The 18,578-nt window shown below is 37.6% G+C and carries 17 protein-coding genes; 3 read left to right on the forward strand and 14 right to left on the reverse strand.

Annotation, left to right across the window (positions count from 1 at the left end):
* Positions 1-245 precede the first annotated feature (245 nt).
* On the forward strand, positions 246-1,373 hold the full coding sequence (locus SOM16_RS01835) for a polymerase (RefSeq protein WP_320462277.1): 1,128 nt from the start codon (positions 246-248) through the stop codon (positions 1,371-1,373).
* 149 nt (positions 1,374-1,522) lie between these two features.
* Here SOM16_RS01835 and SOM16_RS01840 read toward each other — a convergent pair whose 3' ends face one another.
* The 7 genes from SOM16_RS01840 to SOM16_RS01870 all read right to left on the reverse strand — a co-directional run bounded on the left by SOM16_RS01840 (position 1,523) and on the right by SOM16_RS01870 (position 9,887).
* On the reverse strand, positions 1,523-3,901 hold the full coding sequence (locus tag SOM16_RS01840) for an outer membrane beta-barrel family protein (RefSeq protein WP_320462278.1): 2,379 nt from the start codon (positions 3,899-3,901) through the stop codon (positions 1,523-1,525).
* Positions 3,902-3,928: 27 nt separating this feature from the next.
* On the reverse strand, positions 3,929-5,509 hold the full coding sequence (locus SOM16_RS01845; RefSeq protein ID WP_320462279.1) for a M56 family metallopeptidase: 1,581 nt from the start codon (positions 5,507-5,509) through the stop codon (positions 3,929-3,931).
* Between the two features lie 15 nt (positions 5,510-5,524).
* On the reverse strand, positions 5,525-7,075 hold the full coding sequence (locus SOM16_RS01850; RefSeq protein WP_320462280.1) for an N-acetylmuramoyl-L-alanine amidase: 1,551 nt from the start codon (positions 7,073-7,075) through the stop codon (positions 5,525-5,527).
* Positions 7,072-7,440 (reverse strand): BlaI/MecI/CopY family transcriptional regulator, encoded by a 369-nt coding sequence (locus SOM16_RS01855; protein WP_320462281.1) that lies wholly within the window; start codon positions 7,438-7,440, stop codon positions 7,072-7,074. The genes SOM16_RS01850 and SOM16_RS01855 overlap by 4 nt, the downstream gene beginning before the upstream one ends.
* 594 nt (positions 7,441-8,034) lie before the next feature.
* Entirely contained in the window at positions 8,035-8,319 is a 285-nt protein-coding gene (locus SOM16_RS01860; protein ID WP_320462282.1) for a hypothetical protein, read from the reverse strand.
* Positions 8,320-8,430: 111 nt separating this feature from the next.
* Positions 8,431-9,102 (reverse strand): DUF1345 domain-containing protein, encoded by a 672-nt coding sequence (locus SOM16_RS01865; RefSeq protein ID WP_320462283.1) that lies wholly within the window; start codon positions 9,100-9,102, stop codon positions 8,431-8,433.
* Positions 9,099-9,887: a class I SAM-dependent methyltransferase gene (locus SOM16_RS01870; protein WP_320462284.1), complete on the reverse strand. Its 789-nt coding sequence runs from the start codon at positions 9,885-9,887 to the stop codon at positions 9,099-9,101. The genes SOM16_RS01865 and SOM16_RS01870 overlap by 4 nt, the downstream gene beginning before the upstream one ends.
* A gap of 42 nt (positions 9,888-9,929) precedes the next feature.
* Here SOM16_RS01870 and SOM16_RS01875 point away from each other — a divergent pair, with 42 nt between their 5' ends.
* Positions 9,930-10,805, forward strand: coding sequence for a transglutaminase-like domain-containing protein (locus SOM16_RS01875; RefSeq protein WP_320462285.1), 876 nt, complete (start codon positions 9,930-9,932; stop codon positions 10,803-10,805).
* Between the two features lie 8 nt (positions 10,806-10,813).
* Positions 10,814-11,914 (forward strand): glycoside hydrolase family 18 protein, encoded by a 1,101-nt coding sequence (locus SOM16_RS01880; RefSeq protein WP_320462286.1) that lies wholly within the window; start codon positions 10,814-10,816, stop codon positions 11,912-11,914.
* Between the two features lie 278 nt (positions 11,915-12,192).
* Here SOM16_RS01880 and SOM16_RS01885 read toward each other — a convergent pair whose 3' ends face one another.
* The 7 genes from SOM16_RS01885 to SOM16_RS01915 form a co-directional block, all read right to left on the reverse strand.
* The gene (locus tag SOM16_RS01885) at positions 12,193-13,128 is read right to left on the reverse strand and encodes a S41 family peptidase (protein ID WP_320462287.1); all 936 of its coding nucleotides are present in this window, start codon (positions 13,126-13,128) and stop codon (positions 12,193-12,195) included.
* Between the two features lie 350 nt (positions 13,129-13,478).
* On the reverse strand, positions 13,479-14,306 hold the full coding sequence (locus SOM16_RS01890; protein ID WP_320462288.1) for a DUF4595 domain-containing protein: 828 nt from the start codon (positions 14,304-14,306) through the stop codon (positions 13,479-13,481).
* A gap of 115 nt (positions 14,307-14,421) precedes the next feature.
* Positions 14,422-15,285 carry an alpha/beta hydrolase gene (locus SOM16_RS01895; RefSeq protein ID WP_320462289.1) on the reverse strand — a complete coding sequence of 288 codons (864 nt, stop codon included), beginning with the start codon at positions 15,283-15,285 and terminating at the stop codon, positions 14,422-14,424.
* A 49-nt stretch (positions 15,286-15,334) separates the two neighbouring features.
* Entirely contained in the window at positions 15,335-15,724 is a 390-nt protein-coding gene (locus SOM16_RS01900; RefSeq protein ID WP_320462290.1) for a type II toxin-antitoxin system VapC family toxin, read from the reverse strand.
* Positions 15,706-15,906, reverse strand: coding sequence for a hypothetical protein (locus tag SOM16_RS01905; protein ID WP_320462291.1), 201 nt, complete (start codon positions 15,904-15,906; stop codon positions 15,706-15,708). The genes SOM16_RS01900 and SOM16_RS01905 overlap by 19 nt, the downstream gene beginning before the upstream one ends.
* Before the next feature lie 74 nt (positions 15,907-15,980).
* A protein-coding gene (prfB, locus tag SOM16_RS01910) for a peptide chain release factor 2 (protein WP_320462292.1) occupies positions 15,981-17,055 on the reverse strand; the annotation gives its coding sequence in 2 pieces (ribosomal slippage) (positions 15,981-16,994 and positions 16,996-17,055; 1,074 coding nt in all).
* 99 nt (positions 17,056-17,154) lie between these two features.
* On the reverse strand, positions 17,155-18,459 hold the full coding sequence (locus tag SOM16_RS01915) for an amidohydrolase (RefSeq protein ID WP_320462293.1): 1,305 nt from the start codon (positions 18,457-18,459) through the stop codon (positions 17,155-17,157).
* Positions 18,460-18,578: the final 119 nt, after the last annotated feature.

An 18,578-nucleotide genomic window follows, 5' to 3' on the forward strand; every position in this document is an offset into this window, starting at 1 on the left:
TTTTGTCTTATTTGCCGCAAAAATAGGCATTTAGCTTGAAATTTAGCTGTAAAGGCCGCAAAGTTTTTAGTGATACTCAGAAAAAGAATCATTTAAGTAAGCTATATTAAGATTTTATGCAGATGAGATATAAACTTGCAACAAGTGATCAGGGCTATTAACCAATGGACTACTGCCTAATGAACTATTGACCAATGACTAGTGAACTAATAAATCTTAAATAAAATTTCAGTTAATTTGCGGCGATGAAAAAATATTACCTGATCGTTGTTCTCGCCTTAATTTCAGGAAGCTCATTTGGACAAATGAAATTGATTAAAAAGCTACTTTCAAACGAAAAAGATACGCTGCGTAAAGCTAGTTTTTTACCCCTCCCCTCCTTTGGATATGCACAGGAAACAGGCTTTCAGTTCGGCGTTGGTGCCATATTGGGTTTTTATACGGACCGGATAGATACTACAAACCGTCCATCTTCGGTAACCCTCAATTTAAACTATTCAACATTGAAAGCTTATAACATGAGTTCGATGATTGACATCTGGGGGAAAGGAAACAAATTCCACTATATTGGAGAATTGCGATTTAAAAGAATGCCCTTCGATTTCTATGGCATTGGTAACAGCACTAAAGAAGCAAACGAAGACAAGTTAATTCAGCAACAAATAAAGGTGCTCTTTCAGGCCGAAAAACAATTATTACCAAAGGCTTATACAGGCGCATCAATAGGTTTTGAAAATTATAAGTACCGCGATTTGGTAGCCGATGGCATTTTTAGTCGCGATCCTTATTATAACAATAGACGGGGAAGTGTTTTTTATCTAGGCGTATCGCAGAGCTATGATTCTAGAAACAACAACAACTACACCACTAAGGGTCTTTTTGTAAGGGGAACCTACCAGTATGCACCCGATGTATTTTCGGATGGAAACTTTACCGGCAGCCAGATTAAAATCGACGCCAGAAATTTCTGGTCTTTAAATAAAAGCTTCGCTATTGGCGTACAAGGGCTATACAATACGGTTATTGGCAAAAACACGCCCATATATTTACTTCCGCAAATAGGAAATGATGAAATGATGCGTGGTTATTATGGTGGCCGTTACCGGGATGAAAATTTATTAGCCTTCCAGGCAGAATTGCGTTACCGTTATAGCAGTCGGTTTGGCGCAACGGTTTTTGGTGGTACGGGAACGGTTTGGGGGATTGACAACTTCTCTACCAAATCATTTAAACCCAACTACGGTGCAGGCTTCAGGTATTTCTTCGATCCTGAAAAAGGCATCAGCATTCGTTTAGATTATGGCGTTGGCGAAAAAAGGCCTAACGAAAAACGCCAGAGCGGGTTTTATATTAGTATAGCGGAGGCTTTTTAATAACCAAGAATATCTTTGCGAAGAAGAACAACTCGACAATCTTGTTCGGCAAATTTCATTTAAGCAATGAGGTTGCCACCAGCGATAACAAATCATTTATCGTTCCACAGCCGTCATTATCGGGCAATGAGTTGTGTACACTAATCAGTTTAATTGTTTCGCCTTCGCTCCTCCTCATTACCCATTTTCCGATCCGTTTGTTTCATCTTCTCGTTTCCAAAATTGAACCGGGCAGTAATTCTTAACTGTCTGGCATCGTAATAATTATCGTAATTCTGTTTAATATTATTGATTAAACTGCTAAACCGATACCTATTGGATTTCAGCAAATCGTTTGCACTTAACGATAACTGGAGTTTTTTATTGAGCAGCAAAGTCTTCACTCCAAAATCTAAGTTATACTGGCTTTTAATTTCATTTAACCCTTCAGCTGTCGGAAATTGATACCAAAAATTAACATCAGCAAAAAAAGTTTTCGATTTATTTAACGCAAATTGATTTAAGGTAGAAAAGTATGCGCCCATTCTGCTCAAATTCAGTTCTGTTTCCAAAATTGCCGACTTCGATACATTGTAAAAAACATCAAACTGATTAATGGTTTGCCAATTTCCGAATGGGTTCGACAATAGAGAATTACTAAACTGGTAACTATATCCGGTGATAAAGTTTACGGGTTTAGTGGCTTGGGTATTCGAATTTACATCGATAAAATTTACATCAGCAAAACCATTGGTGGCCCCGCTAAATGAAAAAGTACTGGTGAGCGCACTTTTGTAAGTGTGCGAAAGCTCGATGTTGTGGATATAAGACGGCTGCAAAAAAGGATTACCTTCAGTATAAACATATTGATTGCTGTACCACCGAAAAGGGTTTAACTTGCGGTAGGCTGGTCGGTTAATTCTACGCCCATAATTAATGCTCCATGCACTTTGATCGCTAGCACGATAAGTTGCATAGAAAGTAGGAAACAACTGCAGATACCTAGACTTTATTTCTTGATTGATTGAATTTCCATTTATCTGGGTATATTCCGAACGCAGGCCAAGTTGAAAATCCCACTTTTTAACGGTCTTATTCACATTAGCGTACAAGGCCTGAGTGTTTTCATGATAGGTAAATAAATTACTTTGACTCAAATCGACGGCAAAAATGTCATTCCGTTTTCTATAAAAAGCAATATTACTTTCGTTTCTAATAAAACTAAGTTTGGTACCGAACGAAACCTTGAAACTTTTATAGGGCAAATCAACATCAGCTTTTAGCGTATAGAGTGTAATTCCTTGTTTGCTCGTTGATAAATATTCTGCAAAAGATCCAGGGATTATAGTACCATCACCGAAAAAACTCTTGTTATTGAAAAACCTGTTTTTATCGTCGGCAAAAGTAAACCAGTCTGCATGTATGTTAAGCTGTTTGCCTGTTGAATCTAACGTTTGTTTTAAAAACAGATTTGCAGAATGATAGTGGGAGCTAATTTTTGCATTTGCGTCAGAATTTAGAACAGAATCTAACTGCTGATTGACGTTGGTTACCCTGGTTTTTATATTTTCTCCCGAATGAAAATTTGTATAACCGCCATTGTACGCAGCACCAAGCATTGTTTTTTTGGAAATGTTATAATCCAATCCAATTTGGCCACTAGGTACCGTTCTAAAATTTCGGTCTTTGTTAATTACATTCCAGCTTTGCGAAGGGTAGAAAATAGTACTTTGTTCGAAAGGTACAATGGAACCTTCTCTGATGTTAAATGTTGAATTGACGGTAATTTTATCTTTTCGATAACTCACATTTCCACCCATCGATGCCGTTGGATGTGATGCTTGGGTAAAAACTGTATTAACGGAACCTTTGAAACCTTCAGCTGTTGTTTTTTTTAGCACGATATTGATCAAGCCGTTATTCCCCTGTGCATCGTATTTTGCCGGAGGATTTGTAATCACTTCTATTTTCGAAATTTGATCAGATGAAATAGATTTAAGGTAATTTGACAAATCATCCTGACTCAGCTGTACCAATTTATCATTCACCATCACATTTACACCACCCTTGCCCACGAGTGAAACCTGATCATTTGCTACCCGAACGCCTGGAACTTTGGCTAATAATTCAAGCGCATCTGTACCGATTGCGGTTACGCTATTTTCTACATTAAAAATGGTTCTATCGATCTTTTTTTCAATTAGTGGCTTTTTAGAATTAATTTGAACATCGGCAAGCTCATTCGAAGCCGTTTCTAGTTTAATGTCAATAGAAGTATCTCTTCGTAGCTGAAAACTTTTCTGCTGTGTTTTAAAGCCAATCGCCGAAAAAGTAACTAAATACTTGCCTGCACCGAGGTTTGAGAAAGAATACCTACCCAAGGTATCTGATTGAGTATAAATTACCTTATTGTCAAGATCTGCCAATTTTATGGATACATTACGCTGAGAGGTAATATTATCATTCTCAACTTTTCCTGAAATTTTGAACTGTGCTTTACCTTGAAAAGCAAGCAATAAAATCAAAAGTGATAATATCAATTTTATCATTATCGATCTAGATCAGTGCCAAATAACTTAGCCTTCGATGCGAAAGTCATAATAAATACTATCTGCTTTAATAGGCTTTTGGTTTTTTAAGATAATCGTTGCATTGATTGCTTTAAGTAATCGGTCGGCAGAATTAATGAGAATTTTGCTACCCTTAATTTTTGTCTCATCGACCGAAGCTTCTGCATGCCCATAAATGTATGCTATTGACTTCCTCTTGCTAACTCTAACAGAATCTCCTTTATAATAAACTTTCGAGCGCTCAGTAAACGATTTGGATCGTATTTTTCTGATATCTATTTCTTTAAAATCTTGTTTACCCGAAAAGACTTTGTAATTTCCTTTATCTAAATCGAAAATAAATAACTTTGCAACAGTTTTATCGCCCAAATCATTGGTTAGCGAACCATTTCGAGCGGTTAAAATGTTCGTCACTTCATTCCATTCTACGCTTTCAGCCCTCAAAACATCCGATTTTATTTCAATCACCGCATCATGGATCAAAGAAATTTTGGTTTTGGTATCTCCAGTTATCTTTTTGAAAGACTTAATTTTAGGAATAACGGATCTTGATGATCTCTTTGCCGAATCACTTCGCAATATCTTTTTGATTTTTTGTTTCTGGTTTAAAATAGTATTTGACCTGGCTTGTGCTGAATCTATCACTTTAACATCTCCACTTTTCAATTTGTATTCGGGAACGACTCTTTCAGCGTAAACTACTTCCACCGACAATAGCCAAACCAGACCAAATACCACTGGCAAAGCCAACAAATACACTAACTTTTTCATACCCTTAGATTTTGAATTGAATAACATTTTGATCCGATCTTTGAGCGGGTTTTTAACAAAATTGAGCACCAATGGCATCTCGTTTTTAGTGATCGCTAATTTCAATAATAAATTTGCATAAGCATGATTGCCTACGTTAGCTGATGTCATTTCATCCGCCTCATATTCGTTCACTTGTTCCAAAGCCCAATCATAAAAATAAACAATAGGATTAAACCAAAGCAGCGATTTAACCATCACCAGCAGAAGCTTATCTACAGCGTGAAACTGTCTTGCATGAACCTGTTCATGCGTGATTAAAGCCTCTAATTCGGTCTCACTTAAACTGTCATGATCAATAAATACATAATTAAAAAATGAACAATTGGTAAAGCCAGTCTTTTTTGACACCAGTTTTAAACCTGCTTCATTTTTCACATAATTAGTTGTATACTTCAAGAGCATAAACAACTTGAGCAAATGGCTGAAAAGTATAAGTAGTCCAATTGCTCCATAAACATAAGGAAGCCATCCGAACCAATTTATCGGAGCGTTTATTTCATTATATTCAACTTTTAAAGGCTGACTGTGCTGTAAGGATGTGGCATTGTTAAATTTTAATTCGGGATGATAGGGTAAAACTTCTGCCTGTTTCACTGCCAATTCGCGCTGTAAATTAAACTGTAACGCAGGAATAATAAAACTCATTAACAATGTTCCCAGCAGATAAATTCTATTAAACCTGAAGAAAGTGAGTCTTCTCAAAACCAGGAAATAAAAGCCAAAAAACAACGTGGTGCAGGCGCTTACTTCAAGCAAATATTTTAACCATTCCATGCGATCCGTTTTAAATTAACAACCCGTTTTTACAAAAGACACGAAGCCGTCTAAAATGAGATTGCTCATCTTGCGGACGTTCTGCTTATCATTGATGAACTTTAAATTGCGCTCATCAGAAATATTACCCATTTCGATCAATACCGCAGGCACCTTAGATTCCCTTAACAAAAGTAAATTGGCATCCTTCAAAGCAGGTTTTACTTCAATGCCTTTCAGTTCATTTAGCTTGTTTAATATACCTGCACCGAGATTTTCGGCCACTTTAATGTTGCTGTTCAATTTTGAAACATAAACCTCTATCCCCTTTGAAGTTGTCTGATCATCAAGCGTCGCATTGTGGTGAATAGAAATAAAGGCAGTAGCTTTTTGCTTTGGCAGGCGATCTCGAAGTGATAAAAACTGATCATCAGATCTCGTTAAAATAACCTTTATCCCTCTTTTGGCGGCCTCTTCTTTCAAGATTTTAACCGCACGAAGGTTTAAATCTTTTTCCTTTTGTCCATCTAATGCGGTAACTGCATCATCCTTTCCTCCATGCCCGGCATCCACAACTAAAATCATATCCACCTCTTTAAAAGCAGATGCTGCGCTTGGATTCAAGTTAATGGCATGTTCAGAATAATCCATCGGGCTAACATTTACACCAGTTACTTCATCCTGATTTTTTGCAAACGCAGGCTTGCTAATCTCTACATCTTTGCGGTTTACAAAGGCAACCGAACAAACCAGGATCACTGGCACTATCAATAAATACGCAAGCTTTTGTAGCTTCGAATTGGATTCTTTGTACATCATCATAATCCTATTTTTTAATGGGAGTTTACTAAAATTATTGGTTGAAAAATGATTAGCAGGCATGGCCAGATTTAATAGTAAAGAAGCATAGGTATTTTTATCTGCTATCTTTGAAATCTCCCGGTCGGCCAAAAATTCATGGTTGTGGTCAATAGCATTTCTCCAGAAATAAATAACCGGATTAAACCAGAGCACAGCGGTAGCCAGATTAACCAAAACCTTATCAAGCGCATGGAATTGCTGCACATGAACGGTTTCATGTTTAATAACCAATGCCTTTTCACCGGGAGGCAAAGCCGAATCAATCACGATGGTATTGAAGAAAGAACAATTCTTTAGGGTTGATTGAGGATGAACGAATAAAGCGTCACCTTCCTGTGCTATGGTATGCTTGAGCAACTGATTTTTAATGTGGAAAAACACGAAAAGCCACCTCATTATGAAAATCGTAAAAACGATTACATAAAGATAATTAAAGATTTCCATCCAGTTTAACCCAGGATTTACTAAACCGCTTACTTCAATAACATCCTTTTCAAATCCGGGCTCATTACTATATAGCACTTTAGATTTAACCTCATTATCAGTCTTTTCAACATCGTGTAACCGTTCTACCGTTAATGCTGGAATGGTAAAACTCAGGAGCAACATCAGCAACAGGTAAATCCTATTTAAATTGAAAAATGTAAGCTTCACCAAAAACAGCTGGTACACCGCAAAAAACATTGCTGTACATGCAGAAACCTTTAGGAGATAGAATAAAATCATAGGTTCTGATTTTGGTTGATGATTTTCTTGATTTCTTCTATATCGCTTTCACTTAATTTTTCTTCTTTCACCATAAAGGATAAAAGGCTCGCTGGCGAATTATTAAAATAACCTGAAAATAGCTTAGAAAAAGTTGTCTTCGTATATTGATCTTTAGTAATGGCAGGGAAATACTCGTAAGTTTTGCCATAAGCTTTATAGTTAACATAACCCTTTTTTTCCAAAAGCCGAACGATTGATGAAATGGTGTTGTAAGGAGGCTTTGGCTCATCATCAAGTTCATCGATAATATCTTTTACAAAAGCTTTTTTTAGCTTCCATAAAACCTGCATAATGCGCTCTTCCGATTTGGTTAATTCTTCCATACCCAAATATATAACTTATTTTTCAGTTTTACAACTTAAAAATAAGTTATATAATTGAAAAATCAGTTTATAGTAAAAGCAGACTTAAAACAGATTGCAATAGGGGCATTAACGATATAGAGAAAAGCATGCCCAAAATCCAGATCATTTTCTCCGGTTCTTATACAATTGACAGGAATAACCTTTCTTCGCAAAATATATTTTTTACCACTCGCTGCCATAAAAAATCGCACAATCCTAATATATGTAATCATAATTAACTATATTAGGGTAATGAAAGGCGCGACCAATCCTGTTGACCATTAGTATAAGACAATCGGGTTATTTTGGCAACAGCCTCATACTCAAGTCCACCTCAAATCCACATTAAGTCCACCCTTAGGCTATTTATGCTTCATAACTACGTTACCTGTAACTAACGTACATCTGGGGATTAACCAACATGTAGCGCGCGAATAATCATATCTGCAAAGACATCGTGTTTTAAGATTGCATCATGCCTCCCAACGACGGAAATGGTGTAAAAACACCCAATATTATTGTTACGTTACAATTGGGAAGGAATTAGTGAAGCCGGACAAATCACCCCACCTTTCAGGCACCCCACCAGACGAGGGAAATTGCAATGCGTAGATAGCGATTGGTATAAATAGCTAGTAAAGCCAAACCACTGTTTCTTCGTTCTGCTCTTAGACTGGCATGGTCAATTTTTCGGTTGGCACTGACCCAGCCCCACCTACTGACTTCCATAGAAAAATTGTGAGCCGGCACTCTTGTTTCTTTTGGTGCCAGGAGAAAATAAGCCCGTCCGGCAAGGACAAAATAAAATTTAATTGCGGCAACCTGGGAAGGGATGTCGTTCGATAATTGATCGTTCAAAGTTTTATAGCTCACAGATGCTTCGTGCAACAGCATGCGATTGCTATAGCGATCGCATTGAGATTGCTTCGTCGGTGCGCCATGAACATCCGAATAAACACCTCAATTAATTTACTTTCCCAATCCTGCCAATGCATTAATCGTCAACGCCACAATTACCGTATTAAAAACGAATGCAATTAAGCTGTGGAGCAGCGATAATCGCCTGATTTTGCGAGAAGAAATCTCTACATCAGAAACCTGAAAAGTCATCCCAAGCACAAATGAAAAATAAGCAAAGTCGATAAAATCTGGCGCATCATCGCCTGGAAATTCAAGTCCGGATCCTTGTTTAGATGCGGATGGTTGATCGCTATCTTCATAAAAAAGATGCGCATAACGCATACTGAAAGTCGTGTGAACCAAAAACCAGGATAAAAACATTCCTGAAATAGCAATTACCAGATCAAGCGGCTTAACATCATGGTTGATCAATAATAAAACCACAGCAAGTAAGCCAGCAAAAGTAGATACTAAAACGATAGCGAAAATCTCGCCCCTGGTTTCGTCTTGCTTTACAGCCTTTAAACGGGTCTCTGCAGTAGAAGTATTGAAAAACATATACCAATGCAGGCTAATTAACATCAGACAGAAAATATCCCAGCCAAACATGATGTGCGTAAGTGTTTCTGTTTGAAAAAGCAGTGACGCAAAGAAACCTGATACGCCAACAAAAAGACTAATCAGCAATATATATAGCGCCGATAACTTTTGAATGCCTTTTAATTTGGGTTCGATTTTCACTGCTTAAATTTTAACTTGAAATGTTCTTTTGCCTGGCCTTTCTTAAAATACACCAGACCAATCCAGAATAAATCTACCGTTACGGTAACATCTGGATGGTTTTTAATTTCTGCCCAGGCTTCCTTCATGCCTTGGCTCCAATAAATATCATCAAAAATTAGCAAAGAATCTTCCGTTATTTTAGGTAAACACCATTTAAAATAATTCAGTGTGGCATCCTTTCTATGGTTGCCATCAATGTAAACAAAATCCAGGCTCGGTTGCCTGGCAATAATATCTGGTAAAATGCCATCGAAATTTCCTACATGAAGTTCGATATTATTTAACTCCAGGTCGTTAAAATTTTGCTTGGCTACTTCAGCTGTTTGCGGACACCCCTCTATGGTAACAATTTCTGCATCTGGGCAAGCTTTGGAGAGATATGAAGTTGTAATCCCTAAACAGGTCCCCAATTCAATTGCAGTTTTAGGCTGGATATCTTTAGCTAAACGATAAATTAACTTCGCTAAACGCGGACTTTTTAACGCATTTTTAGCGATCTGATTAACCTTCTTTGTTCTATTTTTATTAAGGTGAGAACCCGCACCCAGATCGGTAACCATGATAACCGATTCGTCAGAAAAAAGTTTTTTTCTTTGCTGTTCTATATTTTTGTATTCAGATTTGTCTGTAAAATCGTAAATTACCTCATCAGCGAGCTTGTACACAAATGGCGAGTGCGTTCCATGTCTGGTTTTAGCTGTTAATTGGTGTTTTAAGTAATCGGTAATGAATTGAAATAGCATATTGCAAAAGTAATTAATCGCCGCATACGGGTTATATGTTTTATGGAAAATATCACAGAGATAAGTGCTTTAGTTAAATTGCTCGATGATCCTGATGAAGAGGTTTATCATCATGTAGAGAAAAAACTGCTTGAATATGGTGGCGAGGTGATCCATTACCTGGAAAATGCCTGGGAGCAATCTTTCGATGGGCTTTTGCAGGAACGTATTGAAAACATAGTGCACCAGATTCAGTTTAGTGCAGTTAAAGAAGACCTCAACTTATGGTATTTAAGTGGTGCATTTGATTTGCTCCAGGGTGCCATGATTATAAATCGTTATCAATATCCCGATCTTGATGAACAAAAAATAATCAATCATATCGAAGAAATTAAACGGGATATCTGGCTAGGCCTGCAATATGAAATGAGTTCGGTTGAGAAAGTTAAACTCATTAACCATGTTTTATATCAGCAATATGGCTTCGGTGGAAACACAAAAAATCACCATGATCCTCAAAACTCTTACTTAAACCAGGTTTTAGAAAGTAAGAAAGGAAATCAGATCTCATTGGCAATTATCTATTCTACCCTCGCTCAAAAGTTAGACTTGCCAGTTTATGGAATCAATTTACCTCAACACTTCATTTTAGGATATATTGATGATAGCAAGCAGCAAGGAACAGATTATAGTGTTTTATTTTATATCAATGCTTTTAACCGTGGAAATATCTTTGGCAAACACGATGTAGACCAATTTCTTCGTCAGCTGAACTTAGAACCACTTCCTGAATATTACAAACCTTGCAGCAACACCGATATCATCCGCAGGGTGATCCGAAATTTAATTTCTGCCTATGAAAACGCCAGTGCGACAGAAAAAGTTAAAGAATTAAACGAACTACAAGATATTATTAAAGAAGAGCCAAAAACCAACTAACATTTAAGATGCAAACCAAATCCTTATTTTTCCTTTCGCTTACCTTCCTGTTTATTTTCTTCAGCACGAATCTTTCAGCACAAAAAACCAAAAAACCTAACGTAATTGCTTATCATACCGGCAATGGAACGGTAATCGACAGTTTTCCGATAGAAAAAATTAGTCACCTCATTTATAGTTTTGGTCATTTAAAAGGCGATAGTATGCATATCAGTTCAGCTAAAGATTCTGCATTGATTACCAAAATGGTTAGTTTAAAAAAACGAAATCCAGATTTAAAAGTGATGATTGCAATGGGCGGTTGGAGCGCTTGCCCGGACTGCTCTGAAGTTTTCAGCAGGGCCGATGGGAGAAAAATGTTTGCGAAGACCACTAAATCTCTGTTAGATTATTTTAAAGCAGATGGAATTGATATCGACTGGGAATATCCTGCTGTTGAAGGTTACCCGGGCCACAAATATATGGAGGAAGACAAGCAAAATTTCACCCTGCTGATTAAGGCCTTAAGAGATGAATTGGGCAAAAAAGCAGAAATCAGCTTCGCCGCTGGTGGAACCAAAAACTGCCTGGACTCATGTTTTGAGTGGAAAAAGGTAATGCCTTTAGTAGATCGGGTAAATCTGATGAGTTACGATCTGGTAGGTGGTTATGCAAAAACCAGTGGTCACCATACACCTCTCTATTCTACGGCAACGCAACAATTATCAGCAGATTTTGCCATTAAGGAAATGATTAAATATGGCGTTCCTGCCAATAAAATTGCTTTAGGAGCAGCTTTCTATGCCAGAATATTCGAAAATACCACCGATGCCAATCATGGTTTATATCAGCCAACTAAATTTTTAAGCGGCGTATCATCCAGAGATTACAAAACTTTTTTCAGCAAAGAAAGTGGCTATCAATATTATTGGGATGATGAGGCAAAAGCGCCATATTACTATAATGCCGCCACCAAACGTTTGGTAACCTTCGATAATGAAAAATCAATTGCATTAAAAACAAGATACGTCGTTGATCAAAAGCTGAACGGCATCATGTTCTGGGAACTGAACGACGATCCTTACAAAAACGGGTTGCTGGATGTGATTGACACCGAATTGAGAAAATAAATAAGGGCTTTATTGTAAAATTCAAAATTTAGTATATGCTATTGGTTAGGGGCCTAAATCAACTCAAACCTTTTTGAAATATTTATGGTATAATTCGGTTGGTGGAACACACAACCGGTAACAACACACGAATGAACGTTTCGGACGAAGTTTGAATATTTGCAAAAAGAGCTAAAATCTAATTCAATAAAAATTATTAAGGATTAAGCTGTTTCACAATTATAAAATTTGAAAATGCTTTATCAATTTCGATATATCTTCGTTGGGTTAATTCGAGGTTAATTCTCTTTTATCAATTTCAATACTGTAGTAAGCGCCTGGTCGGCAATTACCTCTTTATCAGGCTTTACGCCAACCCCTTCCCAGTTAGTTTTTGTTATCGGGTTGATCGCCCTCGAATTTGGGATATTAGCAGTAAAGCTATTACCTACTGGCTCTGGTGCAACAGGATGCGCACCGCCTCCGGTACGTTCACCAACAATTAGGGCACGGTGCTGGGCTTGCAGATTGTAAGCAAATTCCTCACCAGCCGAAAAGGTTTGCTTATTGGTTAAAATATAAATAGGTATTGTCTTAAGAGCTGCCAAAGTAGTATCCGGTGTCGCCCAAAACTCAGTATAAGAGCCATCTTTGCGGCAATAGAGATCATTGAGGTGAGTTCTTTCATTAAAAAAGAATCCGCAGACAAAACTCACAGCAGCCGGATCTCCGCCCATGTTATCCCGGAGGTCGATAACGAGTGCGTTGCTGTTACTTACAAACCGTAATGCAGCAGTAATCGTAGCCTTCATTTCTTGATCTGGAGGAAAAAAACCCCTCAACTTCAAATACCCAATATTTCCTTCCATAATCTCGGCCTTCTCCATTCCGAAATTTACTTGCTTTCTGAATTTAGGTCTTCGTGCTTTTTGTACTACGGTATCCGCTTCTTCTTCAGCATTCGCTCCAGGTGGATCATAGCTAATAGACAAGTGACCATCGTGATAAACCGACTGTAGGTCTGTAGTCAATTTATAAGCAAAAGCATTTTGTGAATGGATGGTATCGTAAGCACCAATTTTAAATTGCAGATTAATGAAATCTCCCATCCGCAGCGCAGTATCAAGAAAAATGTAGTTATCTTTAAGACTTTTCGAAATGTTAGCAACAGTTTCTTTTTTTATTCTCTTTGTGAGAACAGGATTTTGAGCCAAAGCTACAGTACAATACGACAAGATTATCAAAAGAAATAAGCCAAAGCGTTTCATATCAAACGAAAATAGACAATTATTGGGAGAATTAATTAATGTATTTATCCTTGCAATAATTTGCTACTACTTTATTTTAGATATTAAGATTGGTGAAATGTGAAGATACTTTCTGACAAAACCAACCTTTTTTTGACATCCATGAAAGGTGAATTAAAACGGCTTCCTTCCTGAACTTGATTCAGGATCTCCTCGCTTCCACCGCGTGGATAGGGTAGTATAAAGATTGTTAAAATAAGTAATTAACAGTTCTTAGACATGCTTAACATGCCAAATTGTGATAATTTTATATTTACGATGTAGCTGCAGTTTAGGTGCTATTTGCAATTGTAGATCATTTCATACTTATAGGTTGAAGTATCGGGTGTACCTGCACCACCATTGTTAAGTGTAGACGTACTTGTTATATTTAATACGGTTGCATTCCCCTTCGAATCAAACTGATATGAATATACGGAATTGTCTATCACCAAAGTATTCCCTAATGGATCAAATGAGGTGTAAGACTCTGAGGCTATGAAATTTTTTGAGGCTTTCCCAAAATAACCACCTTTCTGGTAATCAACGAAAGTTGTTAATGGGTCTGAACTAAGAGATGTATTAACCGCTTTTTCGCTTCTATAGGTGAATGTTGTGGTATTCTGGATTTCTCCGGTTGAGCCCTCTCTAATCACAGATTTAATTAAATTGCCATCTGCGTAGCTGAAAACGTTAGTTTGCACTAAAATTCCACTTTGATAGGTTTCAACTTTAGTAAGGTATCCATCTGCATCATAGCTGTACTTTTTGGTATTCTCAAATCTCGCAACGCCAGCTTCAATTACTCCCCCGCTTCCACTGGATATTGCCCTGCCATTAGATAATATCAACTCATCCACAACACCATCCGGATCAGTTGCCGTAATTTTATTCGCCGTAAAAACCCTTGTATACGTTTCACCCTCTGAATCAGATTCCTTTATTACACGGCCAATAGCATCATATTCCATGTTAAGGGTAAATTCCCCCGTCCCACTAATTAATTTCCAACTGGTTAACTGACAGCCATTACTATTGGGATCGCTATAGTCGATTTCTTTTTTACAACTTAGAATGGAAATAATGGCAACGAAAGCTACCATGAAAAATTTAATCTGCTTATTCATTTTTATAAACTGAGGACGTAAATTACTGGCTGCAAATATATTAAAAATTAATGCAAATAACAGTCAGTCTGTTTCGCAATCATATTTCCACAATTTTAGTGATTGGCAAATGTCATCACTTTTGCTTTTTAAGCCACACCGCCATTAAATTAAACCAATCTACATCAGAAGTTTTATTGATTAATCCAAAACCATGACCGCCTTTTTCATAAAGGTAAACGTCTGAATTAATACCTTGAGCCTTTAGTGCTTCACTCATCAAAATACTATTGGCATAAGGAACAGCATTATCATCTTTGGCGTGCACAAAATAAACCGGCGGCGATTTCTTATTAACGTTTTTATTGGCAGAGAAATAGTGTTTTAAGCTATCTGTTGGCGAGGCACCCAATAGATTTTTCATTGTTCCTGCGTGTACCGATTCTTCAAAGCTGATTACCGGGTATACCAATACTGCAAAATTTGGACGAAGATCTATCTTTTCAGGATTATCAATTTTTAAATCATTATAATGAGCTACTAAGGTTGAAGCAAAATGGCCGCCTGCTGAAAAGCCCAGGATTCCGATCTTATTTTTCTTAATCCCATATTTTTTAGCGTTTTTTCGAACCAGGTAAATTGCTTGTTGCGCATCCTGTAGCGGACCATAGGTTTTATCAACCATAATCTCATCGCTCGGCAAACGATATTTGAATACAAAAGCAGTTATACCAATGGCATTGAAACGTTTCGCAACATCTATTCCCTCGTGACTGAAAGCCAGCGCGCCATACCCCCCGCCAGGACAAATAATCACCGCAGTACCAGTCGCAATATTTTTCGGCGCTTCGAAAACGGTTAAAGTGGGTACCGACACCTTAGTAATGCTTAATGTTCCGTTTGATCTAACTTCTGTATTTTCTACATAAGTTGAGGGGGTAGATTTTGCTCCCGGAATGCTCCCGTTGTAGATTGGAATCACTTCCTGGGCTTCTGCCATAACAACTAGATGAGAAATGATCAAAATTAAGAAAAGTCTATTCACTGCTTTATAAATTATTTGGATTAATACATACTAGGGATTCAACTCTAGCGAAATCCTTATCATTATCGGCTATTAGCGTCATATTATTAATTAAACATGTTGCAGCAATCAATGCATCAGGTAATTTCAAATTATAGGTTTTTCTAACCCTTATTGTTTCAGGAATAATCCCATTTTCAAGAAATAATATAATCGAATTAGATACAAATTGTTTATAAATATTGATATCATCAGGATCCTCAGGATTCCATACTTGCAATTCAATTTCAGATATAAATGACAAAATTGATTCGACGTCTACTACATGATCCATAAATTGCAACCCCTTCAATGGAAAAGTCCCATTTAGATATTTTATGGCTGCTGATGTATCTATTAAATATCTCTCTGCCATTCTGCACGCAAATGGTTTAATTGCTCGTCAATAGTTCCAGCATTCATCGGACTTTTAATTTGATTTCTCAAAGCGGATATTTTAGTTGAATCATTAATTACCTTAATAAGGTTTAATTCTTCTAAATCCTTTAAAAGTTTATAAGCTTTCTGGTTGGTTAATTCTATCGTTAATGTATTCATAATGATCAAATTAATTATTAATACTAGCAAATCAAATATAATAAGAATAAGTTTAGCTAATCGAATGCCCCGAATTAAAATTCCATTAAATACGCTTTCAAAAACTCATTAATATCACCATTTAAAACCGCGTCCGGATTTGATGTCTGATAATTTGTACGGTGATCTTTTACCCTACGGTCATCCAAAACATAACTTCTGATTTGCGATCCCCATTCTATTTTTTTCTTCGAACCTTCTACTGCTGCAATGGCATCATTCCGTTTACGCTCTTCAATTTCATAAAGCTGCGACTTTAATAAGCGAATGGCATTTTCTTTATTCTGTAATTGCGACCTGGATTCCTGATTTTTGATAATGATACCAGACGGCTTATGATATAAACGAACAGCCGTTTCTACCTTGTTTACGTTCTGTCCACCAGCACCACCTGCTCTAAAGGTTTCAAATTCAATGTCTGCCGGGTTAATGTCGATCTGAATCGTATCATCCACTAAGGGATAAACGTATACCGAAGCAAAGGAGGTGTGCCTGCGGGCATTCGAATCGAAAGGAGAAATCCTTACCAAACGATGTACGCCATTTTCGCCTTTTAAATATCCATAAGAGAAATCTCCATCAAACTGAAGCGTTACCGATTTTATTCCGGCAATCTCTCCTTCCTGACTATCCTGTTCGGTAATTTTATAGCCGTTTTTTTCGCCCCACATGATGTACATCCGCATAAGCATGTATGCCCAATCGCAACTTTCTGTACCACCAGCTCCCGCTGTAATTTGCATTACGGCAGATAGCTGATCTTCCTTATTGCGAAGCATATTTTTCAGCTCCAGCTCCTCTACCGCTTGGGTACTGGCTTCGAACTGCTCTTTCATTTCTGCTTCTGACGCATCGCCAGCCTGGAAAAACTCCAGCATTACCGCAGCATCTTCTACTGCGTTATTGGTATCATTGAAACCATCTGTCCACTTTTTTTTGGAGCTGATTTCAGCAAGAATTTTTTCTGCTTTCTTTGGATCATCCCAGAAATCGGGTGCCATGGTTAATTTTTCTTCTTCGCGAATGGCGTAAAGTAGCTCATCAACGTCAAAGATGCCTCCTCAGGGACGTTACTCTGTCCCTTAAATCCTGCAAGTTTTCTTTTGTCATAACCGCAAATATATAAAATCGAATTGAGCATCGGGCATGGTGAGCGGCTCAATTCATATGATCAGGGTAAGTTATTTAAGATTAAAAAGATGCGTTCCTTTATTTTTTCATCCCCATATAATCCAGCGTAAGATTAGATAGCAATTTAACGCCTAATACAAAACCACTTTCATCAAGATAAAAATCTGGCGTATGGTGTGATGGTGCTTTTAGAGGGTCTTTGCCCTTCGGCATTCCCCCTAAAAAAACAAATAAACCAGGAACTTTCTCCTGGAAAAATGAAAAATCCTCTGCGCCAGTAACAGGTGGACGTAACAATACATGATCTGCACCAGCTGTAGCCTGCATGCTTGGCAACATTTTTTCCGTTAAGGCAATATTATTAAACGTAACCGGATAATGGTTACTGAATGGGATTTTCACATCAGCTGTTGCGCCATTTGCCTCTGCTGTTTTAGTGGCAATTGTTTTAATCCGATCAATGAACATGGCTTCATCTTCCTTACTAAAATTACGAACCGTGCCTAACATCTCTACCTTTTCTGGAATAATATTCGAACGAACACCACCGTTAATGGCACCAATAGTCACCACGCCCGGGTTTTCTGTTACATTCAAATTGCGGCTCACAATGGTTTGCAAATTATTAATAATCTGGGCTGATACCACAATAGGATCGATACTGCTCCACGGATAGGCTCCATGGGCCTGGCGGCCAGTAACTGTAATTTTCATATCGTTAACAGCAGCCATTGTGCCACCAGGGCGATAGGTTACATTTCCAACTTCTGTTTGAGAGTTGATGTGCAGGCCAAAGATGACATCGACTTTTGGATTTTCTAAAACACCTTCCTTAATCATTAATGCCGCCCCACCTTCATCACCAGCAGGTACACCTTCTTCTGCAGGCTGAAAAATAAATTTAACGGTGCCCTGAATATCTTTTTTCATGGTGCTCAACACTTCTGCAACCCCCATCAATATGGCTACATGACTATCATGACCACAAGCATGCATCACGCCAACTTCCTGCCCGTTATATTGGGTTTTTACCTTTGAAGCAAACGGAACATCTACACGTTCAGTAACTGGTAAGCCATCCATATCTGCACGCAATGCTACCACCGGACCAGGTTTGCCGCCTTTTAAAATTCCTACCACACCAATTTTTGCTACGCCAGTGGTTACAATGAAACCTAAAGAAGTTAAGTGTTTAGCAATAATACCAGCAGTTCGCATTTCTGTATTTCCTAATTCTGGATGTTCATGAAAATCTCTTCGCCAGGTGATTACTTTTTGTTCGATCGCATCTGCCTTTTTAGCAACTTCTGCCCTTAAAGGCGATTTCTGAGCGAATAAATTAAAAGACAGGAAGAATAATCCGGTGAGGTAAATGTATCTCATGAAAAGAATTGATGTTTAGGTTAAATGGTGACCTAAGCTAAGAATTTTTGATAAATAATGCAATCAGGTTAACCCCTGCTAACTCGCTTGATCAAAGCATTAAATTTATCAGCTAGATG

The organism is Pedobacter sp. CFBP9032, assembly GCF_034045265.1.
GTDB lineage: Bacteria > Bacteroidota > Bacteroidia > Sphingobacteriales > Sphingobacteriaceae > Pedobacter.